This window comes from Acinetobacter sp. WC-141 (assembly GCF_000313935.1).
In the GTDB taxonomy this organism is placed as follows: Bacteria; Pseudomonadota; Gammaproteobacteria; order Pseudomonadales; family Moraxellaceae; genus Acinetobacter.
Genome location: NZ_AMSS01000052.1, coordinates 93,437 through 118,720 on the forward strand (window position 1 = coordinate 93,437; position 25,284 = coordinate 118,720).

A 25,284-nucleotide genomic window follows, 5' to 3' on the forward strand; every position below is an offset into this window, starting at 1 on the left:
CTTTCTTTTTTCAACATCCAGTTGAATATTTGGAGCAAGTGACATACGAAATAAAAAAAGATCGGTTCCTCTTCTTAAAAAGAATTAGTGCCAATGTATGTACATTTAGTCATTGTGGTTGAACTAAACTGGTGCAACAATCCGTAATTTAGGAAAACATATTTACGTTATGCGCAAAAATCTCGATGGTGGACTATTGCATGCAATGCATGCATTCCTGAAAGTGATTGATAGCGGGAGTTTCACAGCAGCAGCTGAGCAGATGGATCTGACCACAGCACAGGTTTCACGTCTTATCAGCGAGCTAGAAACACGCTTAGGTACAAAATTAATACAACGCTCAACGCGCCAGCAGGCACTGACCGATATTGGTGCGACTTATGCAGAGCGCTGTCGCCAAGTCATTTCAATGGTGGATGAAGCAGAATCAGAAGTAACAGGAACGGCATCTAAACCCAAAGGACGTTTACGTGTATTAAGCATGGGAAGCTTTGGGCATCATTATGTTTTTCCAGTAATGGCCGAGTTTTGTAAGCATTATCCTGAACTAACCGTGGAATATACGACTTCACAATACGTTCCAGACCTATTGGCAAAAGGGGTCGATGTCAGTCTGTATCTCACTGAATCATTAACTGACTCTCGGTTTGTTGCACGCAGAATTGGCACTATTTTTTCTGTTTTATGTGCTTCACCTGCGTATTTAGAAAAACATGGAGTACCTAAGTCCCCAGAAGAATTAAAAAACCATGCCTGTTTACGCTTAGTAAACCCGTCTATTACACCAGATTGGCACTTGTTAAATGCAAAGGGTGAGTCTTACCAGATTGATACTGGCGGGCAACTTATTGCAGATAACCCAGAGTTATTGTTAGATGTGGTGCAACAAGATATGGGCGTGGCGTTATTGCCGATGTTTTCAGCTTTAGATGCGGTTCAGAATGGAAGATTATGTCATATCTTGCCAGAGTGGCGTTCGCCCGATATCGGGGTTTATACCTTATTGCCTTCACGCCATTTTATCGATGCCAAAACACGTGCATGGTTAGATTGGGTGGAAGAATATATTTCTCCAAGAATTGAAATGGATGCATCTTATTTTTATAAATAATGAGATAAATTTTTTAAGGATTAAGCTAGAAAAGGGATGAAAAATAATACGGATTAGAATAAAAAGAGGGTAGAGAATGCTTCTGTTGAGAGAGGCAGTTGATACAGAGATAAATAATAGATTTTAAAAAAATTGCATGAGGGATTTAGTCCCAATTCCTGAACGAAATGAGATAAAGATGAGACATGATGATCTGGTACTCCGCCTAATATTAAGCCTTATACCAGATGCTGAGCTATTTTAATTTATAACTATGCACATTGGGTTTGCCAATAAGCATTTGCATAATTCGACAAGCTTTTTCGGTTTAATACATTGCTAATATTTTGGCTGGCTTGCATCAGTTTCTCTAAGTCAATGCCAGTTTCAAAGCCCATGTGTGACAGCAAATAAAACAGATCTTCGGTCGATACATTACCCGAGGCACCTTTGGCATAAGGACAACCGCCAAGACCTGCAAGGGATGAATCAAAAACACGAATGCCTTGCTGTAAAGACTGGTAAATATTGGCAATTGCCATGCCGTAGGTATTGTGGAAATGCCCAGCCAAAACCTTGCTGTCCAGTTCAGCGAGGCATGCTTGCCAAACCTTTTGAACGCGATCTGGTGTTGCTGTGCCAATGGTTTCACCTAAAGACACTTCATAGCACCCCATGTCATAGAGTCGTTTAACAACTTTTACGACTTGCTCAGGGGCAATTGCGCCTTCATAGGGACAATCGACAATACAAGAGACATAACCGCGTACACGGATGTTATGTGCTTTTGCAGCGCTCATGACATCGCTAAATTTTTCAAAGCTTTCGTCAATAGAGCAGTTAATATTTTTACGAGTAAAACTCTCAGAAGCTGCGGTAAACACCGCAACTTCTTTGCATCCTACTGCTTGAGCAGTTTCAAAGCCTTTGATATTGGGGGTGAGCAAGCTAAATTGCACATCTGTGGTCTGGGGTAACAGCTTAAACAGCTCGTCACTTTGAGCCATTTGCGGTACCCACTTTGCCGAAACGCATGAACCGACTTCAATTGATTTCAGACCTGCATTAATCAGGTCATTAATGAAGTTTAAACGCTGTTCGACGGTTAAAGCCTGCTTTTCGTTTTGGAGACCATCTCTGGGACCGACCTCCACGATTTTGACAAACTCACTCATGCAACTTCCTCCTGAGCAGGCTGAAATTCCACAAGCTCATCGCCAGCTTTGACTTGATCACCGACTTGGAAATAGGAATCTACAATCACCCCATCTTTAGGGGCACGAATGGTGTATTCCATTTTCATTGCTTCAAGGGTCATTAAAATATCGTCTTTTTTAACGCTATGATTTGCACTCACCAAAACTTGAGTGACCACACCCGGCATTGGTGCTTTTAAGTGACCTTCATCGGCTTGGCTATCTGCTTGATTGAAGTCTTGGCGAATATAAGCAAACTTATAACTTTGTCCATTTTGGAACAAGGTAATGCCTTGCTGACTTTGGTTAAAAGACAGCTTTTGCTGAGTTCCACCAATTTGAACAGACGCCGTATGCGCATCAATCAATTGACCAGAAATCGGGTAGCTTTGACCGTTATATTCTGCGGTGAAGCCACCTTCATTTGAGGCAAACTTGATTTGAATATTTTGGTTTAAATAATTCAGTTTAATAGTGTGCTGATAAGCAATATTTAAACGCCATAGAGGTTGAGCTTGCCAAAGCTGTTTTTGGCTTGAGCTGTTGTTATTAAGTTTACTTAAAAACTCAATAAATGCCGCTGCTACCACTAGTTCTGGTTTAATTTCTTCAGGACTAAACAAGAAGTTTTGTTCACGTTGAATCAAGTTAGTATCAAGCTTGGCTTGTTTAAACGATTCGCTACGAACAATTTTTTCAAGGAAAGCAATATTGTTGCCTAAACCATCGACATGGAATTGGCTTAAAGCGTGTTGCATTTGAATGAGCGCAGCTTCACGGTTTTTACCCCATACGATCAGTTTGGCAATCATTGGGTCGTAATACGTCGTGATTTCATCGCCTTCAACAATACCGCTGTCTACACGTACATATTGGTTTTGAGTTGGGTAACGTAAATAGTCAATTTTTCCGATTGCAGGTAAAAAGCCTTTTTCTGGTTCTTCGGCGTAAATACGTGCTTCGAGTGCATGTCCATGAATCTGCAATTCGTTTTGTAGTTTAGGCAATGGTTCGCCATAAGCCACACGAAGTTGCCATTCTACCAAGTCTTCACCTGTAATCATTTCAGTGACAGGGTGTTCGACTTGTAGACGGGTATTCATTTCCATGAAATACGCCGTACCATCTTGTTCCACAATAAACTCAACCGTACCAGCACCGACATAATTTACCGCACGTGCAGCATCAATTGCCGCTTGACGCATTGCATCGAGCTTCTCGCTTAGCATTTGTGGAGCAGGGGCTTCTTCTAATACTTTTTGGTGACGGCGTTGTACTGAACAATCACGCTCAAACAAATGCACATAGTTGCCATGTGTATCACCAAACACTTGCACTTCAATATGACGTGGTTGAATCACATAACGCTCAATTAAGACGTCATCATTGCCAAAGCTCGATTTAGCTTCACGTTTACACGAGGCTAAGGCATGCAGAAAGTCTTCACTGCGTTCAACCAGACTCATGCCTTTACCACCGCCGCCCGCACTGGCTTTAATTAAAACAGGATAGCCAATTCGGTCTGCTTGCTGTTTTAAAAAGTCAGCATCTTGGTTGGTTCCGTGATAACCCGGTGTTAAAGGAACACCTGCTTTTTCCATTAAAGCTTTAGAGGTCGCTTTTAAGCCCATCGCTAAAATGGCATCCACTGGTGGGCCAATAAAGCAAATGTTGTGTTGTTGACAAGCGAGTGCAAACTGATCATTTTCAGAAAGGAAGCCGTAGCCCGGGTGAACCGCTTGGCTGCCCGTATCAATCGCTGCTTGAATAATACGATCAACCTGTAAATAGCTTTGCGTTGCAGGGGACTGACCAATATAAACCGCTTCATCTGCAAGTTTGACATGTTGTGCGTTTGCGTCTGCATCGGAGTAAACGGCAACCGTTCTAATACCTAATTTTTTAGCTGTACGAATTACACGGCAGGCAATTTCGCCACGGTTCGCAATTAAAATCTTTTCAAACATGATGATCGTCCTTAATTGTTGTTATTCGAGTTAGAAACCCAAGCAGGCTGCTGTTTATTTAAAAAGGCACTCAGACCTTCTTTTGCCTCGCTACCTTGACGAACTTGAGCAATATGATGAGCTGTCTGTTGTAGCAAATCATTGCTCATAGTCTGGTTGCTCACCATTTGGATCAGTTGTTTTGAGGCCGCTTGAGCATGTGGGCCACCAAGTAATAGAGCATCAATAATTTCTTGAACTTTTTTATCTAAGTCTTCAGCATCTGCAACTTCGTGTGCCAAACCAATGTGTTTGGCTTCACGTGCTGAAATTCGCTCGGCAGTTAAGAAGTAACGAGAGGCTTGTCTTGCGCCAATTGCACGAATTACATAGGGACTAATGGTAGATGGAGCAAGCCCTAAACGAACCTCCGATGTTGCAAACTTGGCATCCGTGCTGGCAATGCAAATATCACATGCCGACGCCAAGCCCATACCGCCACCAAAGGCAATACCATGTACACGAGCAATAGTCGGTTGTTTTAGCGTTGCAAGTGCATCCAACATTTGCGCAAGTTTTAATGCATCTGCTTCATTTTCTGCTGAAGATGCTTGACCTGCCTGTTTCATCCAGTTGAGGTCGGCACCTGCTGAAAAGCTTTTGCCGCGACCTGCTAAAACCACAACGCGAATATCATTACGTGTATTGATTTGCTTAAAGCAAGCATGCAGCTCTTCAATGACTGTAGTATTGAATGCGTTGTGTAATTCAGGGCGGTTCAGCCAAACATAGGCAACCTGACCTTGTTGTTCGAGTTGTAAAAATTGATAGCTCATATACACCTCTTACATGCGGAACACGCCAAATTTGGTTGGCTGGATTGGGGCATTCATAGCAGCTGCAAGACTTAAACCAAGTACTTGGCGAGTTTGAGCTGGGTCGATTACACCGTCATCCCAAAGTCGGGCAGAAGCATAATACGGATGGCCTTGGCGCTCGTATTGTTCACGAATTGGTTGTTTAAATTCATCTTCTTGTTGAGCTGACCACTCGGCACCTTTTTGCTCAATCTGATCACGTTTTAAAGTTGACAGCACGCTTGCTGCTTGCTCGCCGCCCATCACTGAAATACGAGAGTTCGGCCATGTCCATAAAAAGCGTGGTGAATAAGCACGTCCGCACATCCCGTAGTTGCCTGCACCAAACGAACCGCCAATAATTAGGGTAAGTTTTGGTACATTTGCGGTTGCAACTGCCATAACCAATTTAGCGCCGTTTTTTGCAATCCCTTCATTTTCATACTGGCGACCAACCATAAAGCCCGTAATGTTTTGTAGGAATAACAATGGAATATTGCGCTGTGTACATAGCTCAATAAAGTGCGCACCTTTTTGTGCAGACTCGGAAAATAAAATCCCGTTATTGGCAATAATGCCGACTGGCATACCGTAGAGTGAAGCGAAACCAGTAATCAGTGTTGAACCAAAACGTGCTTTAAACTCATCAAAACGAGAGCCGTCTACAATACGGGCAATCACTTCACGCACATCAAAAGGTTTACGCGCATCACTTGGCACCACACCATACAGTTCCGATGCATCAAATAGCGGTTCATCAACTTGTTTATTTAAGTCGTTTGGCTTTTTATTTAAGTTCGCAACAATGTTCCGTGCAATCGCAATCGCATGTTCATCATTTTCAGCTAAATGGTCAGCCACACCCGAAAGACGTGTGTGAACATCACCACCGCCTAAATCTTCACTGCTGACGACTTCGCCAGTTGCAGCTTTTACCAGAGGAGGGCCACCTAAGAAAATCGTACCTTGATTACGTACAATGATGGTCTCATCAGACATGGCAGGAACATAAGCACCACCTGCGGTACAGCTACCCATCACTACAGCAATTTGGGCAATACCTAAGCTCGACATGCGCGCTTGATTATAGAAAATACGCCCAAAGTGATCGCGGTCTGGGAAGACTTCATCTTGCATTGGTAAATAGGCACCGCCTGAGTCTACCAAATAAATACAAGGCAAGTGATTTTGTTCAGCAATTTCTTGTGCGCGTAAATGCTTTTTAACCGTAAGGGGATAATATGTTCCGCCTTTAACCGTTGCATCGTTGGCAACGATCATGCAAGTGATGCCGTTGACTTGACCAATACCTGCAATCACACCTGCGGCAGGAACATCATCTTCATAAACGTTGTACGCTGCCAATTGACCAATTTCTAAAAATGCCGTGCCGACATCAATCAGTTGATCAATACGTTCACGGGGTAAAAGTTTACCTCGAGCCAAATGTTTTTGACGGGCATTTTCACCACCGCCTAAAGCAATACGCTGGGCAACTTGTTTTAGATCTGTGACCAATGTTTGCATGGCTTGCTGGTTTGTTTTGAAGTCTTCACTTCGAACATTAATCTTGCTTTGTAATTGGTTCATAAGATGCGTCCTTATTTATAATTATTATTTGGTTTCATTGAAAAGTTCGCGGCCAATCAGCATGCGGCGAATTTCAGAAGTTCCAGCGCCAATTTCATAAAGTTTGGCATCGCGCCATAAACGACCAGCAGGGAATTCATTGATATAACCGTTGCCGCCTAAAGTTTGGATTGCTTCACCTGCCATCCATGTCGCTTTTTCGGCAGCATATAAAATGGCACTTGCAGCATCTTTACGTAGACTGCGGTCATGGTCAGCTTTATCACATGCAGCACCAACAGCATAAACGAGAGCTTTACATGCCAACCAATTTGAATACATATCGGCAAGTTTGCCTTGCATAAGCTGGAATTCACCTAAAGCCTGACCAAACTGTTCACGTTGATGCAAGTATGGAATCACAACATCTAAACAGGCATCCATAATGCCTAAAGGCCCAGCACTTAAAACTGCACGTTCATAGTCCAAACCACTCATGAGTACTTTTGTGCCGTTACCAACACCACCGAGTACGTTTTCAGCAGGCACTTCTACATTGTCAAAAAACAGTGGGTAAGTGTTAGAGCCACGCATACCGAGTTTGTCTAAATGATTACCATGGCTAAAGCCTTTCATGCCTTTTTCAACTAAAAAAGCAGTCATGCCTTTCGCACCAGCTTGCGGATCAGTTTTAGCGTAAACCACCAATACATCTGCATCACCGCCGTTAGTGATCCACATTTTTGAACCGTTTAAAACGAAGTGATCACCTTTCTGTTCGGCACGTAATTTCATGCTCACCACATCAGAACCCGCATTCGGTTCAGACATCGCAAGGGCACCTACATATTCACCAGAAATCAGTTTTGGTAAATATTTCTGCTTTTGCTGTTCGTTACCGTTACGGTTAATTTGGTTTACACATAAATTAGAATGAGCGCCGTATGACAGGCCAATAGATGCCGAAGCACGGGAAATTTCTTGCATCGCAATAATATGAGCCAGATAACCCATATCGGCACCACCATATTCTTCAGAAACCGTCATGCCCAAAAGGCCCATATCTCCGAACTTTTTCCAGAGATGTGCAGGGAATTTGTTGTCTTGATCAACTTGTTGAGCAATTGGCGCAATTTCCTTTGCACAAAATGCTGCCACTGAATCTTGGAGCGCAATTAAAGTTTCATCTAGACCGAAATTCAAGCTGCGTAGGTTCATGATATTTTCATCCTATTGGTTATATTTGTTGTCCATAAAATATTTTGTGGGTATTTGATATGTACCATACAATGATTTTTCAAAAAAGTGAATACAGATTCATAAAATGATTTACAATTCATTTTATTTGTTAGAGAATAAATTATGAGCTATAAACGATCATCTTTAATGCAAGAGCGGATGGAGCAAAATCGTAAGTCGATTTTGAGTTCAGCCAGAAAGTTAATTTCAGAGGGAGGGTTTAAAGACGCGCAAATACAAACAATTGCAGAGCAAGCGGGCGTATCAAGTGGTCTGGTTTATCGCTACTTTGATAATAAAAGCCAAGTACTGATTGAAGTTTTGTCCGAGGCTATTAATACAGAACTATTGGTGATTGATTCAATTACCGAAAGTGACTTATCGGCAAAGCAGAAATTACATAAGGCTGTGGCAACCTTTGTAAAACGGGCACTGAATAGTCCTCAGCTTGCATATTCACTCATGTTTGAACCTGTCGATTCAACAGTTGAACATGAGCGTTTTCGTGTGAAGCAATTGATTAAACAAAGTATTAAAAAAATACTTGCGGATGGAAATGCAAGTGGTGAGTTTGTCTTGGATGATTTAAACACAGCAGCACTTTGTGTTGTCGGTGCCATGACCTATGTGGTGGTTGAACCCCTAGACCCAGCTCAAAATACAAAGTTTGATCATGCGCACAAAGACTATTTTTCAAAACAGATTGCTGACTTTTGTGTAGATGCTGTGCAGAGGAAATAGGGCATATAAAGGATAAAACAACACAAAGAAGGCGGTTTAGAAAAATAGTTGCAGTAACAACAATTAGATCAGGTAAGAAGAGAATTAGAAGAATCAAGGAGAATGATTCAATGCAACAAGAACGGTTAAGCTACGCCTCGGGACCAAGCACACAGCCCTTATTGGGTATGACCATTGGTGAACAATTTGATCAGGCCTGTCGGCAATATGCTGAAAAGGAAGCAATCGTTAGTTTCCATCAAAACAGACGATTAACCTATAAAGCTTTACAAGATGAAGTAAACGCTTTTGCTTGTAGCCTTTTAAAATTGGGATTAAAAAAAGGAGATCGATTAGCCATCTGGTCGCCTAACTGTGTCGAATGGACAGTTACCCAATTTGCAGCTTTTAAAGCAGGGATTATTTTAGTCAATCTAAATACAGCTTATAAAAGCCATGAACTTGAATATGTGTTGAATAAAGTCTCATGCAAAGGATTGATTATTGCTTCTCAATTCAAAACCACTGATTACCAAGAATTACTGACAAAAATTGCCCCTGAATTAACTAACAGTCCAGATAAAGTGCTCAGTTCAGCACGACTGCCACATTTGAAATTTGTCATTAAAATTGATGACCAACAACATACGGGTATTCATCGCTTTAGTGATTTAGTCACTACGCCAACATCAGAACAGTTAGAACAATTAAAACTATTAACCAAGCAACTTCAGTTTGATGAAACCATTAATATCCAGTTTACTTCTGGTACAACAGGTAACCCAAAAGGGACCATGTTGACCCACCATAATATTTTAAATAATGGCTATTTTGTGGGTGAAGGTATTCGTTTAACCCCTCAAGATAAAGTCTGTATTTCTGTGCCATTGTTTCATTGTTTTGGTATGGTGATGGGAAATTTGGCGTGTGTTACGCATGGATCAACCATGGTCTATCCATCAGCGGTATTTAATCCTTTAGAAACTTTAAAAGCGATTCATCAAGAGCGTTGTACGGCAGCTTATGGCGTGCCAACCATGTTTATTGCCACCTTAGAACATGAACAGTTTAATGAGTTTGACCTGTCGAGCTTAAGAACAGGCATTATGGCAGGTAGTCCTTGTCCACGTGAAATTATGCAGCGGGTTATAGACCGCATGCATATGTCTGAAATCACCATCTGCTATGGTATGACTGAAACCTCGCCAGTTAGTGTACAAAGTTCGGTGAATGATTCGATTGATAAACGGGTAAGCACAGTTGGGCATGTTCATCCGCATGTTGAAATTAAAATTGTCGATTTAGAAGGGCAGATTGTTCCGCAAGGGACTTTAGGTGAGCTATGCGTTCGCGGTTATTCAGTGATGGCGGGTTATTGGGGTGAAGAAGAAAAGACCCGTGAAGTGATTGATGCTGCTGGATGGATGCACACGGGTGATATTGCCGAAATGGATCAAGACGGTTTTATTAAAATTAAAGGCCGTATTAAAGATGTGGTGATTCGCGGCGGGGAAAATCTCTTTCCAAAAGAAATTGAAGATTTCTTATACACTCATCCCGATGTAAGCGATGTCCAAGTCATTGGCTTACCAGACGCAAGATATGGTGAAGAACTCTGTGCCTGTATTATTTTGCATGAACATCATCAAATTGATGAAGACGCCATTCGCCAATTCTGCAAAGAGCATATTTCTCATAATAAAGTGCCGCGTTATGTCCGATTCTTTAATGAGTTTCCAATGACTGCTTCAGGCAAAGCACAAAAGTTTAAATTGCAAGAAATTATGCGAGCTGAACTTAATTTAACGGGCAATGTCTTTGACTAAGAAGTCTAAAGTCAGGTCAAAGTGAAGCAAAGTATAAAGTGAAAGGCAGTTTAAATAGAGGATAAAACAAAATGGCAAAAGACTTTAATAGCCCTAAAGTAGTCGAAGGATATGACGAACATATTCGTAAATTAATTCCGGGTTATGAAGTCATCCATCTACAGGTGGATGCCATTTTGCAATCGGTATTACCGCAAAATGCTCATATCTTAATTGTGGGCTGTGGTACGGGGTATGAACTCGAATATTTACTTAAACGACATCCGAACTGGAAATTTACAGCCGTTGATCCATCTTTGACCATGCTGCAAAAAGCACAGCAACAGGTTGAACTTTTAGGTAAATCGTCTCAAGTGGCTTTTGTACATGGTGATACTTCAGCACTGCCTTTGGAACTATGTTTCGATGCTGCACTTTCTATTCTTGTGGCGCATTTCATTGCAGATGACATAAAACCTGTTTTCTTTAAGGATATTTATGATCGCTTAAAAGAAAAAGCAGTTTTGCTGACCTATGACTTAATGACGTGTGTAAACCCGCAGCAGCTTCAAGCTTTACGTTACGTGTGTTTGGCACAAGGTTTAACGGAAGAGCAATGCCAAAAAATGCTGGAGCGTATGGCACAAGATTTTTTTAGCCTAACCACTGAAGGGTATATCAAACTTTTAGAAAAAACTGGTTTTGAAAGTGTACAGCCTTATACACAAATTTTGACTTATCAGGGATTTATTGCAAAAAAATAATTGTATTGGGGGAGATAAATAAGGATTTAAAACCGAATATTCTCAACGAGGAAGAGAATATAAAAAATGAAAAATTAAAAAGTCGTTTTTTCTGCTTTCGGGAGGATGGGGCTAAAAATATGAAGGAAGGTCTTTCTTGAGAAAGGAAGTCAAATTTTCAAGGACCTATTTAAATAGGTAAATAACAAAAAGGATGTCGAGATCTTTAAGTCTATTTAAAGATCAAAAAAGGAAAGTTTTATGATAAATGCTTTAAATACAACGGTTCAAAAAAGCTTATTGGCAGTTTGTGTATCTTTACTTATGTCTTCTACTTTTGCGGGTCAAGTAAACCCTGAAATAGAGCAACTTCGCCAAGAGGTAAAAGAGCTAAAGGCAATGCTACAGGCAGATATACAAGCTCAAAAATCTTTATCGCAAGAAAGAGTAGAGCAAACAACGCCAGTAGTCGCTCAAACTCCACAATCTGTACAACAAGTATTAACTAAATCTGGTACAGAATTTAACTTATATGGATATATACGAGCAGATGCTTCTTATCAAATTAAGGGAGCATCTACGATGTATAACAATATTAGTGGGGTGCCACTTGAAAATACGCCAGAAGAATCTGCTCAAAAGGACCAGTTGCACAGTACGGTCTATGTAACGCGGTTTGGTTTAAATTTTAAGACACCCACAGCCGCTGGCGATGTAGGCGGAAAACTGGAAATGGACTTCTTTGGGGCAGCTACTCGTGATCAGTTTCGTATACGCCATGCTTATTTAACTTTTGATAAATGGCTCATCGGCCAAACTTGGTCAACATTTATTGCACCTGAATATTACCCAGAAACTGTTGATGCAGGTACATTTGTAGGTAGTGCTTTACTTAGATCGCCCATGGTTCGCTATAGCGATAATTTAACTGCTAATACAAGCTTTGCGGTATCCGTTGAAGACCCGAAATATACTGCGGCAACAGACCCAGATAACAAAATGCGTTTACCTGCTTTGGTAGGGCGCTTAAATCATAAATTTACCAATGGTTCGATGTTATCGGGCCGTAGTTTTGTTGCTGAAAAAAGAACTAATGATGATAGTGAGTGGGCGTGGGGTGTAGGTTTCGGCGGTAAATACCAAATGACCCCCGATACTTTACTCAAGGCTGATTATTACCATGTCAAAGGGGATGGGCGCTTCTTGCTATGGAGTAATAGTGGCTATGCAATAGATGATCAAAACAATATGCATAGCAATGAATTTGATACGGTGTCTTTGGGTATCACTCATCAATTTACGCCAAAAATTCGCTCGACTTTAGCTTATGGTTACATGAAAGCCAAAGATGATAACCGTTTTGCTGAGTTACAGCGTAATAGCACCACCCAAAATAAAGAGCTTTGGCAGGGCTGGGTAAATACGATGTATAACCCATACAAACCCATTACCTTTGGTGTGGAATATGTTTATGGCGAACGAGAAACTTTCGATGGCCGCAACGGCATTGATAACCGTTTCAACATGATAGCGAGCTATGATTTCTAAAATAGCTATTCCCATCAGGCGGAAGGCTCACCTGATGGGGGTACAATTAATTTTTAATCATTTGATCTAAATGAACCAGATTTGCCATGTGCTGATTGCCACGATCATTTGGATGTAAATGATCACCAGAATCATAAATTGGATTCAAACGATCAGGATGTTTTGGATCTTTTAAGCCTTCATCAAGGTCAAGTACGCCATCAAAGGTATGGCTGGTTCTCATCCACTGATTAATGCGCTGACGTAATTCATCTTTATTGGGTTGGTAATAGTTGTCTAAAGGTGTATTGGGTAAGGCACCTGAAAATGGCAATAACGTTGCTCCAATCACTTGAATACCTTGTTTGTGAGCTTCTTTTACAACACGTTGATATCCCTCAGTTAAGGCTTCAAAAGAAGGTATTTGTTGTTTAGGTGCAAAAGCTGTACCGGGCCATGAAATATCATTAATACCAACCAGCACAATTAAAGTTTTAACACCTGAATATTGAAACACCTCACTTTTTAAGCGTTTTAAAGCACTGTCGCCCATGCCATCGTTAAGTAATCGATTTCCCGAAATACCACTATTAATGACAGCCGCCTGATGAGGGGATAGTCGTTTAGCTAAAAAATCAGTCCATCGAGCATTTGCATCTAAAGTTGCCGTAGCCCCATCGGTAATGGAGTCTCCAATGACTGCAACAACATGGGCTTTATGTTTTGGTTTTACTTCTATTGCAGACAGTAATAATCTCGCTGTTGTTGTCTGGGCTTTCGTAGGAACATTTAAATTTGCTGTCTGATTGCCAGCAATAATCCAACTGGTTTGTTTGGCATCCCAATGGAATGTTTTAAAGGTCGTTGGTTTTTGAATAAAGCTATTTACCATTAATTGGCTATGATTTGGAACAGAAAGATGAATTGGGTCACTAATCAATTGTTTGCCTGGTAAAATTTGTGCTTTTAGTTTTCCAGAAAAATAAACTGGATAAGTACTCTTTAATTTAAGACTTTGTCCTTTGACTAGCCCCACAGTAGTTTTATCAATATAAAGCGGTTGTTCACCATATTGATTTGTGAAAACCAGTCTAACTGCGTCACCTCCCAAACTAATTTGACTAACCTGTTTAATCGTTTGGTTAGATATCTGCTCGGGAATATGGGTTGGGAAAACAAAATCTTTATTCCAGACTTTTTGTGGGCTGGCAGACCAACTAGTAATCCATTGACTCTTTTGTACTTCTGCTTGAACGCCTGTAGAAAATAAAATGAATGACAACAGGGTAGATTGATAAAGTTTCATCTCATGAACTCTTTAAAACGAATTAGAGTCATCTTGAAACAAATTGGTGGCTTGTTATAGCGGTCTAAGCGGAATAAGATTTGTGAATTGGATTCATAAATAGATTTCGTTATGTCCTATTTTGATATTAATCGATCTGGCGAGTTGGCAATTTTTATTCGAGTAGTTGAGTTAGGAAGCTTTTCTGCTGTAGCCAGAGCATGCGACATGACGCCGTCTGCTGTTAGTAAATTAATTGCTCGGCTCGAAAAAAGACTTGGTGTCAGGTTACTTAACCGTTCAACACGCCAATTTCAGCTCACCAGTGAAGGATGCCAGTTTTATGAACAAGGCCTTCAAATACTCAGTGAGCTAGATGAACTCGAACAATCTGTTACTGCAAACCACACACCTAAAGGACGAATAAGAATACATACCAGTCTTACATATTGGACGCATTTTTTGTTGCCGTGTATTTCTTTATTTAATCAGCGCTATCCACAAATTGAATTAGAGGCTCATTTGAGTGATGAAGTGATTAATTTAGTTGAGCAAAGAATTGATGTGGCAATTCGGACTGGGCCATTAAAAAACTCAAATTTGGTTGCTCGTTCACTAGGAAGTACGACAAAGCATTATGTGTGTTCATCTGAATATATTGTTCGGTATGGCTGTCCAAAGCATCCGCATGAACTACACCAGCATCAACTTTTAGACGTAAGTTATCAGCGCCAGAATAAAACATGGCTGTTTAAAAAAGAGGGGCAAGAAATCGCACTCGTACCTCCTCAAGTTTTAAGAGTAAATCATGGAGAAGCAATTTTACAGTTAGCACTTTCCGATGTGGGTATTGCACAGCTCAATGAATTTCAAGTTCGAAAAGCACTAGAACAAAAGCAGTTAATTAAAGTTCTCGAAGACTGGAATATTAATGCTTCTGAAGAATTTCATGCTGTCTGGATCGGTCATGATAAATATGTTCCTAAACGTGTAAGAGTGTTTTTAGATTTCTTGGTGGAGCATGCAAATGTCAGTTAATGTGGTCTTTTCTTGCACTTAACTGACATTGTTGAATTGTTTCATTCATTGTTTCCACAAAGTTCATATTCGCATCAATATTTTGTAAGCTTACTTTTTCTAGATCTTCTACAAATTGTGGCGAATAACGTTCTTCTAAAGCGTTATAAATACAATTACATTGTGAGAGCGCATGGCCTGACCAAACACAATGAGTATTGAATTCGTTTTTACTAATAGGTCTGCAACCTAATAAACTGATAGAACTTATTAATAGGATGCACACTAAAACAATACGATATGAAAAAATCATCATTATTGCTCTTCGTTGGTTGTTGTTATCGTTAAGTTATGCTTATAGATACTCTCATCTTTAACTGACGTTAAATCTTGAGATTTTTTCTGTGTAAAGATAAAAGTGCGGATAGGTGAAAAGGTGCGAGGAATTCTTTAAAAGTGTCTTAAGCTGGACGATAAAATAATGAAGAGTAATAAAAACAAAATGGTATAAAATAATAGTCATTAGAGACTCCTTGATAAAAGAAGTTGCGCCCAATCACTGCTATTAATTATGGTGGTGAAACGAAAGAGGGTTAGCAGACTGATACCTAAGAAACCAGCACACCCGAAGGTGTCCCACTCCCGTTCCTCCGTCAAAGGCACGAGGGGCTCCACACCAAAAAACGTGTTTTTAGTGCACTTAGGTAGACGATCTGCTAAAACCGACTGACAAAATAGGTCAGCCGAAGCATCATAAGCTGCGCATGAAAGCGGGTCAATTGCAAAAATAAAATATTGGTTTATATAAACAAATATTAATATTTTTAAATTTTCTTTAATAAAATAACGTATTATTTGGAATTTAAACGACTGATTAATTATTAAACCTAATCTTAATAATTAATTTTTAATGTTTATATATCAAATATTTATTAATTGTTTATTTATATATTGTTTGCAATCATTGACTTAATTAGACACAAACTTAGAAAGGATGAGAAATTTTACTTTTATGAATATGGCAATCTTAAATAATTAGCTAATGCCAAAATTTAATTAAAATATCAATTGCAAGAATGGTATTTTTTAATCATTTATTTAATTTAGATTTTTACAAAAGCTTGCACAACCTACAAAAGTTAAGAGAACCACAGCAGTAGGGCAACATAAGATAATGTTATTCATAATCCTACATCTTAAAAAATTATAAGGGTGATCTCAATGTTAAGAATTTTTTGTGCAGTGAGTATGGTAGTTTCGATCGCACTGGGTATGAGTGCTTGCCAAGACCGACATTCAACAGATGATGATGGAACACATGGCTCTAATGATCCAACTGTTCCTCAACAAATGAATAAAAACTCATAATTATTTCATCTAAGAAAACTCACTTTTAGGTGAGTTTTCTTATCTTTATTTCCTATAAAATATGTAACATAATAAAAAAGATAATTATATGAAAATATAAAATTAATCAATAAATTAGTGGGTTATTGGCTTTCTATGAATTTGTTGTTACTGAATTGTTTCGAGAGAAGATTATAGTTTCAAAAAATTAATAAAATAAACACAATAAATTACTTATATTCATCCAAAATTCTTTTAGTGATCACAATTTTATAAAGGTAAGGATATGCCCCAGTACTTAAGAATAGCTGAGAAAATATATCAAAATGTTAAAGAAAAGAAAGGCTTCACAGATGAGCCTATGGAAGATCTTAACAATTTGATGATTGAACTCAGACATGAGCTTAAGGGGACAAAGCTTAAGCTTTTATACAATTATATTGATTTTGCTGAATTACTTATTAAACCTCTACAGGAATCTAAAATTAAATTGGATTTAAGTATTATTCCGAAGAGTAAGAATACTCAAGAATTCGTATTATGGCTTGCAGGTTTTATTGAGAGGATTACAACGGGCGGGCAAGAAAAATTACCGCCAATTCGAGCCAAGGTGGCTTTACCTACCTATGCTTATGAAGAAACTTATCCTTCTTCAGTAACTCCTGTAAATAACGGAGAAGAGATTATTGAATATTTTAAGAAAAAAGAAAGTTAAATAGGAACGAATAAAAAGAGCTTATTTCCGAGGGCCAATAGGAAATAAGCTCATAGTTTTTGACGAATAGAAAATCTTATAAAAAGAAATTATCTTCCATTCCAAGCGTCTTTAATGGCTTGTTTAGCATGTTCCCATTTTAAGCGAGACTCAGCTTTAAGCTCTTCCCACTTTTGTTCTAGGCCGCCTTCAACATCTTCAAATTGAGTACCTTGCTCTGCTTCGGTACGGGCACGATGACCTAACTCATAGGCTGCTGAAAAATCTCGATCATAATCTAGATCTGGAGTAGTAAGCTGAGCTTCTTGATAATAAGGACGAGTAAGGTAACTTTCGCGCCAATAAGTGTCAGAATAATTATGGTCGCCGGCTGGCAGTCGTGCGTGATCACTATTTTGATCTGTCATCAGTTTTTCCTCATCTATTATTTAATTTTATGCTTATGTTAAATTTAGGAAGGTGAATTCACCTTCCTAAATAAAATGAATGACCGCATCAAATGACATTCAAGTCAGCAAAGGATTAACGTTGCTGATTGTTGTTATTTGAGTTTTGTTGGCCTGAATCTTTTTGATTAGAGCCTTGTTGTTGACGGCGGCTGTCATTTTGCTGTTGTTGCTGATTGTTTTGTTGCTGTTGATCATTTTGCTGTTGGTTGCCGTTTGGCTGTTGCTGATTATTACGGTTGTCATTTTGCTGTTGCTGTTGTTGTTGCTGCTCATTATTACGTTGATTGCTTTGATTATTAGTAGTGCTCATCTTTAATTACCTCATATCATTCATGATGTGTGTTTTATCTGAGAGCTTCAGATAGGTTTATTTAAGCATGAAAATCTATAATGTGAAGCCCAAGGGTGTTACCCCATATTTAACTGTAACTTTTAAAATTAAATAAAACATTGATTTTTATAAAATGCATTCTTTAATAAATAAACATAATTAATATGAAAGTTAATTAAATTACATTTAAGTACATTGGTGTTAAAGAAACACTATGATCATTTCTAAATGTGTATTTGTTATTTTATATTTAGGAATATCTATTTCTTATTATCTAATATTATATATTCGATATCTTGAGAAATATAGTAAATAAGTTGTCTTATTTTAAGGCAGGGTGGACCTTTAAATACGCGTCTAAAATTATAGAACTGATTTTTATAGTAAATAGAATAAAAGAAAGTGCCTACAGGTTTTTCTTTAGTCTCAGAACCTCCTTTTTTTAAGAGGCCTGTGCAAGCAATATACAGATCGGCATGTAAGAGGTCTTTGCCTTTTTTGATCATCTCTATCGTGACTTGCATAGATTCAGCTGTATATTTTTCAATAAGTTCCGAAGAGATGTGAAGTGTGTTTTCTTTGACGCGTAAGTCATAACTGACTAAGCTTCCAATAAGAATATCCCCTGAATAAGGGCTTAAAGAAAAACGATAGGCAAGGTAGCCGGCTGAAGCACTTTCAAAAAGTGCAATTTTAATTTTTTCTTGAGCTAGTAATTTGCAACATGAATTAAACATTTGTTTTCTCCTTCCTTGTTTTTTAATTTAGTTATAAAATTATTTTTAATTTCTTTTTGTTAATTTTTTGATAGTTATACTTTTTAAAGTAATCCAAGTGTAATTTAAGTTTAAAATTTATATATTTTTTATAGAAACAAGGGTTAATTTATTCTAAAGTTGAGAATGTAATGTTGTGTTAATTCTTATGTTATTGAATTTAAAGGGATTTAATTAAAATAGTTGTTTCTTAATAACGTAATATAACAAAGGGATAATGGGATTATAGTTTAATTAAAGTATGGTAATTTATATCTCACTAAAGGAGAATAGAAATGCCTGTTGTAGTGAAAGAAAGATTATTAAACCTAATACAAGATAATCAACAAAACTATTACGAATTATTTGTTTTTTTCCTTGATCCTGATATTTCTAGTTTTGAAAAAGAAAAGAAAGCAAGAGATTTTTTGATTAAAGAAATAGATAAATTAGATCAAAATGAAATAGATTTTCTTTCAAATGTAAATATGATTAAAGCATGGTGCGAGAACGATAATAAAGAAAATTGTGAGCTATTTCAGTCTTATTTAAACCGCAGACAAAGCGGAGGTGAGAGAGAGTACTTTAAGAATGTCGGCCAGGCGTTTGAATTTTTAATTAAAGTTTCTCCAACTAAAAAAGTAGATGGTGCGTGGTTATATAGTTCAGTTCATTATTGGAATGATCCGATTTTTCATGACCTCATTATCACTTATTTGGAAGAGCTTGGTTTAGGCGAACCTAAGGCCAACCACGTATGTATTTATGATGACTTGCTACGTAGTTTGGGACTTGATAGTTTTGATCTGCTTTTAGAAGATGATTATTATCATAATGCCGTGATTCAGCTTGCGCTTGGCTATGCTCCACCTGAGTTTATTCCCGAGATCGTTGGCTTTAATCTAGGCTATGAGCAATTACCCCTTCATCTACTCATTAGTAATTATGAGCTTGCAGAGCTAGGTATTGATTCTAAATATTTTAATTTGCATATCACTATCGATAACATTGATAACGGACATGCAAATAAAGCAATTAAAGTTATAGAAAATATTTATGATAAATATAGAGATAAAGAACTTTTCTTGAGTAAATTGAAGCGTGGTTTTGCGCTGAATAATCGCGGTGTATCCTCGTCTAAAATTATTAAAAATTTAAATCTTGAAGATTTAGTTCTTAAAATTTTAAAAAGAAAAGCACTGGTGGGCCAGTTAATTCATAACGAAACTAGACAGTTTGGATGTAAAACGATTAACCAATGGTTATCAAATCCAGAAGACGTTAAAGGGCTGGTTACACACCTCATTGATCATAAATGGATTAAATTTAATACAGACCCTGAACAGAGCGTGTTCTGGCGAATGATTAATGAAGAAAATGGAAAAATGTTTGGGGTATTTAACCCTGTAGAACGTCAGATTATTCATGACTGGATTGCTGGCGATGACCATTCTTCTAATTTCTTAGCATATAGCAGAGCATTAAATACTAGCCAGCGTATTCAAGATTATTTATTTAGCTATATCTCAGATGGCGAGCTTGATGCATTGCAAGAGCGCGTGCAGAAATCACATGATCTGGCTATAAAAATATGCAAGCTGACTCCGTTTTTGGGGCCAGATTGTCATCATAAAAGCATTGGGCTTTGGAGTACACGTAAATATGTTGAACTCCTTTTCCCATATTTAAGTTCTTTTAATAAAAACTAATTATTGAAGTTTTTTAACTCACCCCACGTTTAACTTTAAAACATAGGTAATGAACATGACTGATAATGTTAAATCAACAAATAAAACAAGTGAAATGGCTGGTGCTGATGCTGCAAATAAAGCCAATACCACTCAAAAGACTGAACAGTTAGACACGGTCAGAGATGATGCAACCAATGAAGCATTAACCACTAACCAAGGGGTTAAAATAGCGGACAACGAAAATAGCTTAAGAGCAGGTATTCGTGGTTCAACGCTACTAGAAGATTTCATTTTAAGAGAAAAGATTACTCATTTTGACCACGAACGTATTCCTGAGCGTATTGTGCATGCGCGTGGTGTAGGGGCTCATGGTTACTTTCAGGCCTATGAAGGAAATGAGCGTTTAACAAAAGCAGGCTTTTTAACTGACCCAAGCATTCAAACGCCAATTTTTGTACGTTTCTCGACAGTGCAAGGGCCACGTGGATCTGCCGATACCGTTCGTGATATCCGTGGCTTTGCGATTAAATTTTATACCCAAGAAGGTAACTTCGATTTAGTCGGTAATAATGCACCAGTGTTTTTTGTGCAAGATGGTATTAAGTTTCCCGACTTTGTGCATGCAGTAAAACCTGAACCAGATACAGAAATGCCAACTGGAGCAACTGCACACGATACGTTTTGGGATTTTGTGTCATTAGTACCTGAGTCAGCACATGCGGTAATTTGGGCCATGTCAGATCGGGCTATCCCACGTAACCTACGCTCAATCCAAGGTTTTGGCGTGCATACCTTCCGTTTAATTAATGCTCAAGGCAAATCTCATTTTGTGAAGTTTCACTGGACGCCTAAACAAGGTTTAAGTGCGTTAGTGTGGGATGAAGCTCAAAAACTTGCTGGTAAAGATCCAGATTTCCACCGTCGCGATCTTTATGAAGCGATTGAGAACGGGGTTTATCCTGAATGGGAATTGGGAGTTCAAATTGTCGAAGAAGACGACGAAATGAACTTTGACTTCGATTTGCTGGACCCAACCAAAATTATTCCTGAAGAGCTGGTTCCCGTGACACCAATTGGCCGTTTTGTTTTGAATAGAAATGTAGATAATTTCTTTGCAGAAACAGAGCAGGTGGCTTTCTGCCCGGGCCATATTGTGCCAGGGATTGATTTTACAAATGATCCACTTTTACAAGCACGCCTATTTTCATACACCGATACTCAATTAAGTCGCTTGGGTGGACCGAACTTCCATCAAATTCCGATCAATAAACCTGTATGTCCATTCCACAATAATCAACGTGATGGTATTCACCAGCACACGATTCACAAAGGACAGGCATCATATCAACCAAATTCAATTGATGGCGATTGGCCAGCAGAAACACCACCAGCTGCTTCAAATGGGGGCTTTGAAAGCTATCCTGAAAAGATTAGCGGAGTTAAACTTCGTCAAAGAAGTGAGACTTTTTCTGATCATTTTTCACAACCGCGCCTTTATTACAAGAGCCTTGCGCCTCATGAGCAAAAACATGTGGTCGATGCCTATACGTTTGAATTGAGTAAAGTGCAAAGAAAACACATCCGTGAGCGTCAAGTTCAACAAATTTTGGCAAATATTGATCTCGACTTAGCTCGACAAGTAGGCGCTAACTTAGGAATTGAAGTTCCTGATTTGACTCTAGATTATAAGAAAACCGCAGTTGAAAAATCGGCTAAATTATCTTTCTTAGCTTTCCCTCCTGAAGATATTCAAGGCCGAAAAGTTGCAGTACTCATCCATAATTTAGTGAAATCCGATGCATTAGATGCTATGAAAAACTGGGCAATTAAAGAAGGTGTGACTCTTCATTTATTAGCGCCAAGCTTAGCACCAGTTAAAGATCATAAAGACAAAACGATTGTGGCTGATGGCATGCAAATGGCTGAACCTTCTATTGCTTATGACGCTGTCATTATTCCTGATGGCGATAACTTAAATGCTGTTTTGCAAGATGGGGTAACTCGTCATTATCTATTAGAAGCTTATAAGCATTTAAAACCAATTGCATTTTTAGGTAATAAATCTGATTTACTTGAACCGTTAGGTTTAGTTGCCGATGAAGGTACTCTGGTTGAAGATGACTTCCAGCATATTGCTGAAAAATTTAAAAACTTGATTATGGCTCATCGTGTTTGGTCACGAGAACAAATAGCCGCTCACATTCCGGCTTAACAAAAAAAGCCCTGAAAGATTTATCTTTCAGGGCTTTTTTATATCTTACGGATTAGCCATTTACGATTTGACCACCGTTTACATGAATAACCTGACCTGTAATATAACTTGCATCATCTGAGGCAAGGAAAAGGTAGGCGGGTGCAACTTCACTAGGTTGTCCCATTCTTCCCATTGGCGTGTCTTTACCAAACTTCTCAACGGTTTCTGCATCGAAACTACTTGGGATTAATGGTGTCCAGATTGGGCCAGGCGCAACACCATTTACTCGAATTCCTTTTTTCTGTTTCATCAGATTGTTCGATAAGCTACGTGTAAAAGTCGTAATTGCACCTTTCGTGCTGGCATAGTCCATTAATTCATCATGACCTTGGTAGCTGGTAATACTGGTTGTATTAATAATACTATCGCCTTCTTCCATATAAGGAATCGCTTCTTTAGTAAGATAAAACATTGCAAAAATATTGGTTTTAAATGTTTTTTCTAACTGCTCATTAGTAATATCCACAATATCTTTTTGCTGATATTGAACACCTGCATTGTTAATCAGAATATTAATTTTGCCGAAATGTTGCAAAACTTCATCAATTTCTTGTTTTGCAATATCAGGGTCGGAAATATCACCTTTGAGTAAAAGACAGCGCTGACCTTCTTTTTCAATAAGTTCTTTCGTGATTTGGGCATCTTGGTCTTCCTCAAGATACAGTATGGCAATGTCAGCACCCTCACGGGCAAACAATACCGCTACAGAACGCCCTATACCACTATCACCACCACTAATTACTGCAACTTTTCCTTTTAGTTTCTCGCTTCCTTTATGGGAGCTTTTGATTACCTCTGGCTCAGGATGCATTTTTTCCTGATCGCCAGGTTGATGAGGTTGAACTTGAGCGGGGGCAGATGTTGGATACTGATTTGTTGAATTTTCCATGTTTCAAATACCTCTCTTTAATATCTAATCTTCCTATAGTGATCTATTGCTACGTAAATATGAGTAAAATGAATTTTTTAATAAGTTTTCTTTGTTATTTTATATATAAGGATGTAAAGAAATATTTTATAGGTAAAATATTAAATAATATACATTAACTTTATTTTGTTTTTATCAATCATACTTTCAATAATAGATCTATTGTCTGTATCTTTTAACCAGTTTTCTATAGGTATATTATTTGATAAGTCTAATATTTTCTTAATTATATTTTTTGCATCTTCTATATATTCTAAATTTTTATTATTTTTAACAACACTATTGTCAGAAATTGACTTTATCTCTTCTTGCTCTATATTCTTTGATTTAACAATGTATAAATCTCTTTGGAATGGATGACTAGCGTGGGGCGGATCTAGTCTATAGCTCCATTCTTGATCATAATTCTGCCATGAATTCTTAGACTTAATATGGCCTAATAAAATTTCAGGTATAGAAATATGTATATATTGTAGAGTTGACTGTTGATTTTTTAATTGCATAGTTAAATTACTCAAATCATCTAAAATTATTTTTAAATATTCAATTTAATCTCGCAAGTAAATTTTTTTTGAAAATGTAATTTCATATGTTATTGTTTTTTAATTAAATTAATTGTTTATTAAATATTTGTTCAATAGCATGCGTGTTTTTGTTTTTTGTCGTTTTGTACATTCTGAAATTTTTTGTTATTGATAAGGTTTAATTAAGTGTGTTTGTAAAATTATATTATTATGTTCGGTTGAGTAATAATAGGTATGGTGATTATTTAAAAGGTAAAGATTATAATTATTTAAAATTATAAAACATTTTATAAATAATAAGGTTATAAGGATTCTGTGTTTTTATTTTATATACATTTAAAAGGATTGATACATCACTTGGGTAGGAAAATATTATAGATCTTCTATCTTTATTAAATCCGTTAACTAAAAGCGGTAGTGACTATAATTAAATATAGGAAGATATAACTATGGCTAATACTAGATACGAAGATGACGATAACAATAGTAATAGTACAGGTACTTCAAATCGTGGATTTGCAAGTATGGATCCTGAAAGAGTAAGAGAAATAGCGAGTAAAGGTGGGCGAGCAGCCCATGCGAGTGGTAATGCGCATGAATTTACTTCAGAAGAAGCTCGTGAAGCTGGACGAGCAGCGCATGCAAGCGGTAATGCGCATGAATTTACATCTGAAGAAGCCCGTGAAGCGGGTGCTTTAAGCCATAAAAATAGTAGTCGCGGTCGTAGCCGTGATGACGACGATGACGATGATGATCGCGGTAGCCGCTCAGGCGGCCGAGGCCGAGGTCGCAGCCGTGATGACGATGATGATGACGATCGCGGTAGCCGCTCAGGTGGTCGAGGCCGAGGTCGCAGCCGTGATGACGACGATGACGATGATGATCGCGGTAGCCGCTCAGGTGGTCGCGGCCGAGGTCGCAGCCGTGATGACGACGATGACGATGATGATCGCGGTAGCCGCTCAGGTGGTCGAGGCCGAGGTCGTAGCCGTGATGACGACGATGATGACGATCGTGGTAGCCGCTCTAGCGGACGAGGCCGAGGTCGCAGCCGTGATGACGACGATGATGACGATCGTGGTAGCCGTTCAGGCGGCCGAGGTCGCGGTCGTAGCCGTGATGACGATGATGATGACGATCGCGGTAGTCGCTCTAGCGGACGAGGCCGTGGCCGCAGCCGTGATGACGATGAAGATGACGATCGCGGTAGCCGCTCAGGTGGTCGAGGCCGAGGTCGTAGCCGTGATGACGATGATGATGATGATCGCGGTAGCCGCTCAGGTGGTCGAGGCCGAG

23 protein-coding genes are annotated in these 25,284 nt (G+C 38.6%); 11 read left to right on the top strand and 12 right to left on the bottom strand.

All coding sequences use genetic code 11. The features are described from left to right. The first annotated feature begins 169 nt into the window (after window positions 1-169). Window positions 170-1,111, top strand: coding sequence for a LysR family transcriptional regulator (locus ACINWC141_RS11030; protein WP_009391016.1), 942 nt, complete (start codon window positions 170-172; stop codon window positions 1,109-1,111). A 251-nt stretch (window positions 1,112-1,362) separates the two neighbouring features. Here the strand turns inward: ACINWC141_RS11030 and ACINWC141_RS11035 are convergent, their stop codons facing one another. The 5 genes from ACINWC141_RS11035 to ACINWC141_RS11055 are packed head-to-tail and all read right to left on the bottom strand — an operon-like array spanning window position 1,363 to window position 7,876. Then, entirely contained in the window at window positions 1,363-2,265 is a 903-nt protein-coding gene (locus tag ACINWC141_RS11035; RefSeq protein ID WP_009391119.1) for a hydroxymethylglutaryl-CoA lyase, read from the bottom strand. Then, window positions 2,262-4,253 carry an acetyl/propionyl/methylcrotonyl-CoA carboxylase subunit alpha gene (locus ACINWC141_RS11040; RefSeq protein ID WP_009391124.1) on the bottom strand — a complete coding sequence of 664 codons (1,992 nt, stop codon included), beginning with the start codon at window positions 4,251-4,253 and terminating at the stop codon, window positions 2,262-2,264. Before ACINWC141_RS11040 ends, ACINWC141_RS11035 begins: the two co-directional genes overlap by 4 nt. Before the next feature lie 11 nt (window positions 4,254-4,264). Continuing rightward, window positions 4,265-5,068, bottom strand: a complete 804-nt coding sequence (locus tag ACINWC141_RS11045; protein WP_009390947.1) for an enoyl-CoA hydratase/isomerase family protein — start codon at window positions 5,066-5,068, stop codon at window positions 4,265-4,267. 9 nt (window positions 5,069-5,077) lie between these two features. Then, window positions 5,078-6,679 (bottom strand): carboxyl transferase domain-containing protein, encoded by a 1,602-nt coding sequence (locus ACINWC141_RS11050; RefSeq protein WP_009390945.1) that lies wholly within the window; start codon window positions 6,677-6,679, stop codon window positions 5,078-5,080. A 24-nt stretch (window positions 6,680-6,703) separates the two neighbouring features. Next, the gene (locus ACINWC141_RS11055) at window positions 6,704-7,876 is read right to left on the bottom strand and encodes an isovaleryl-CoA dehydrogenase (RefSeq protein WP_009390963.1); all 1,173 of its coding nucleotides are present in this window, start codon (window positions 7,874-7,876) and stop codon (window positions 6,704-6,706) included. A 144-nt stretch (window positions 7,877-8,020) separates the two neighbouring features. Here ACINWC141_RS11055 and ACINWC141_RS11060 point away from each other — a divergent pair, with 144 nt between their 5' ends. The 4 genes from ACINWC141_RS11060 to ACINWC141_RS11075 all read left to right on the top strand — a co-directional run bounded on the left by ACINWC141_RS11060 (window position 8,021) and on the right by ACINWC141_RS11075 (window position 12,713). Continuing rightward, a complete protein-coding gene (locus tag ACINWC141_RS11060) occupies window positions 8,021-8,638 on the top strand; it encodes a TetR/AcrR family transcriptional regulator (RefSeq protein WP_002114305.1) in 618 nt (205 codons plus the stop codon). 110 nt (window positions 8,639-8,748) lie between these two features. Continuing rightward, a complete protein-coding gene (locus ACINWC141_RS11065) occupies window positions 8,749-10,443 on the top strand; it encodes an AMP-binding protein (RefSeq protein WP_009391098.1) in 1,695 nt (564 codons plus the stop codon). 71 nt (window positions 10,444-10,514) lie between these two features. Continuing rightward, window positions 10,515-11,186, top strand: a complete 672-nt coding sequence (locus tag ACINWC141_RS11070) for a class I SAM-dependent methyltransferase (RefSeq protein WP_009391103.1) — start codon at window positions 10,515-10,517, stop codon at window positions 11,184-11,186. A 243-nt stretch (window positions 11,187-11,429) separates the two neighbouring features. Continuing rightward, entirely contained in the window at window positions 11,430-12,713 is a 1,284-nt protein-coding gene (locus ACINWC141_RS11075; RefSeq protein WP_155757894.1) for a DcaP family trimeric outer membrane transporter, read from the top strand. Window positions 12,714-12,759: 46 nt separating this feature from the next. Here the strand turns inward: ACINWC141_RS11075 and ACINWC141_RS11080 are convergent, their stop codons facing one another. After that, a complete protein-coding gene (locus tag ACINWC141_RS11080; RefSeq protein WP_009391066.1) occupies window positions 12,760-13,998 on the bottom strand; it encodes an SGNH/GDSL hydrolase family protein in 1,239 nt (412 codons plus the stop codon). A gap of 111 nt (window positions 13,999-14,109) precedes the next feature. Here ACINWC141_RS11080 and ACINWC141_RS11085 point away from each other — a divergent pair, with 111 nt between their 5' ends. Then, complete coding sequence (locus tag ACINWC141_RS11085) at window positions 14,110-15,015, top strand: LysR family transcriptional regulator (protein ID WP_009391015.1); 906 nt, start codon at window positions 14,110-14,112, stop codon at window positions 15,013-15,015. Here the strand turns inward: ACINWC141_RS11085 and ACINWC141_RS20505 are convergent. Next, complete coding sequence (locus tag ACINWC141_RS20505; RefSeq protein ID WP_009391118.1) at window positions 15,008-15,310, bottom strand: hypothetical protein; 303 nt, start codon at window positions 15,308-15,310, stop codon at window positions 15,008-15,010. The two genes, ACINWC141_RS11085 and ACINWC141_RS20505, sit on opposite strands and share 8 nt — an antisense overlap. A gap of 905 nt (window positions 15,311-16,215) precedes the next feature. Between ACINWC141_RS20505 and ACINWC141_RS20300 the strand changes: the two genes are divergently transcribed. Both ACINWC141_RS20300 and ACINWC141_RS11095 read left to right on the top strand, forming a co-directional pair. Then, window positions 16,216-16,362 carry a hypothetical protein gene (locus ACINWC141_RS20300; protein WP_009391121.1) on the top strand — a complete coding sequence of 49 codons (147 nt, stop codon included), beginning with the start codon at window positions 16,216-16,218 and terminating at the stop codon, window positions 16,360-16,362. A 265-nt stretch (window positions 16,363-16,627) separates the two neighbouring features. After that, window positions 16,628-17,056, top strand: a complete 429-nt coding sequence (locus ACINWC141_RS11095) for a hypothetical protein (protein ID WP_034678372.1) — start codon at window positions 16,628-16,630, stop codon at window positions 17,054-17,056. An 89-nt stretch (window positions 17,057-17,145) separates the two neighbouring features. Here ACINWC141_RS11095 and ACINWC141_RS11100 read toward each other — a convergent pair whose 3' ends face one another. From ACINWC141_RS11100 to ACINWC141_RS11110, 3 genes are all read right to left on the bottom strand, one after another. After that, window positions 17,146-17,463 (bottom strand): hypothetical protein, encoded by a 318-nt coding sequence (locus ACINWC141_RS11100; RefSeq protein WP_009391023.1) that lies wholly within the window; start codon window positions 17,461-17,463, stop codon window positions 17,146-17,148. A 115-nt stretch (window positions 17,464-17,578) separates the two neighbouring features. Next, window positions 17,579-17,815 (bottom strand): hypothetical protein, encoded by a 237-nt coding sequence (locus ACINWC141_RS11105; protein ID WP_009391048.1) that lies wholly within the window; start codon window positions 17,813-17,815, stop codon window positions 17,579-17,581. A 281-nt stretch (window positions 17,816-18,096) separates the two neighbouring features. Beyond that, window positions 18,097-18,573, bottom strand: coding sequence for a CinA family protein (locus ACINWC141_RS11110; RefSeq protein ID WP_009391128.1), 477 nt, complete (start codon window positions 18,571-18,573; stop codon window positions 18,097-18,099). 314 nt (window positions 18,574-18,887) lie between these two features. On the opposite strand from ACINWC141_RS11110, the gene ACINWC141_RS11115 reads away from it, so the two are divergent. Both ACINWC141_RS11115 and katE read left to right on the top strand, forming a co-directional pair. After that, window positions 18,888-20,300, top strand: coding sequence for an iron-containing redox enzyme family protein (locus tag ACINWC141_RS11115; RefSeq protein WP_009391112.1), 1,413 nt, complete (start codon window positions 18,888-18,890; stop codon window positions 20,298-20,300). Window positions 20,301-20,349: 49 nt separating this feature from the next. Further along, a complete protein-coding gene (gene katE, locus ACINWC141_RS11120) occupies window positions 20,350-22,494 on the top strand; it encodes a catalase HPII (RefSeq protein WP_081400112.1) in 2,145 nt (714 codons plus the stop codon). Between the two features lie 52 nt (window positions 22,495-22,546). Here katE and ACINWC141_RS11125 read toward each other — a convergent pair whose 3' ends face one another. After that, the gene (locus ACINWC141_RS11125; RefSeq protein WP_009390987.1) at window positions 22,547-23,425 is read right to left on the bottom strand and encodes an SDR family oxidoreductase; all 879 of its coding nucleotides are present in this window, start codon (window positions 23,423-23,425) and stop codon (window positions 22,547-22,549) included. 140 nt (window positions 23,426-23,565) lie between these two features. Next, window positions 23,566-23,967, bottom strand: a complete 402-nt coding sequence (locus tag ACINWC141_RS11130) for a DUF6367 family protein (protein ID WP_009391140.1) — start codon at window positions 23,965-23,967, stop codon at window positions 23,566-23,568. A 470-nt stretch (window positions 23,968-24,437) separates the two neighbouring features. On the opposite strand from ACINWC141_RS11130, the gene ACINWC141_RS11135 reads away from it, so the two are divergent. Next, a partial coding sequence (locus ACINWC141_RS11135; protein WP_034678375.1) for a KGG domain-containing protein occupies window positions 24,438-25,284 on the top strand: 847 nt, incomplete at its 3' end.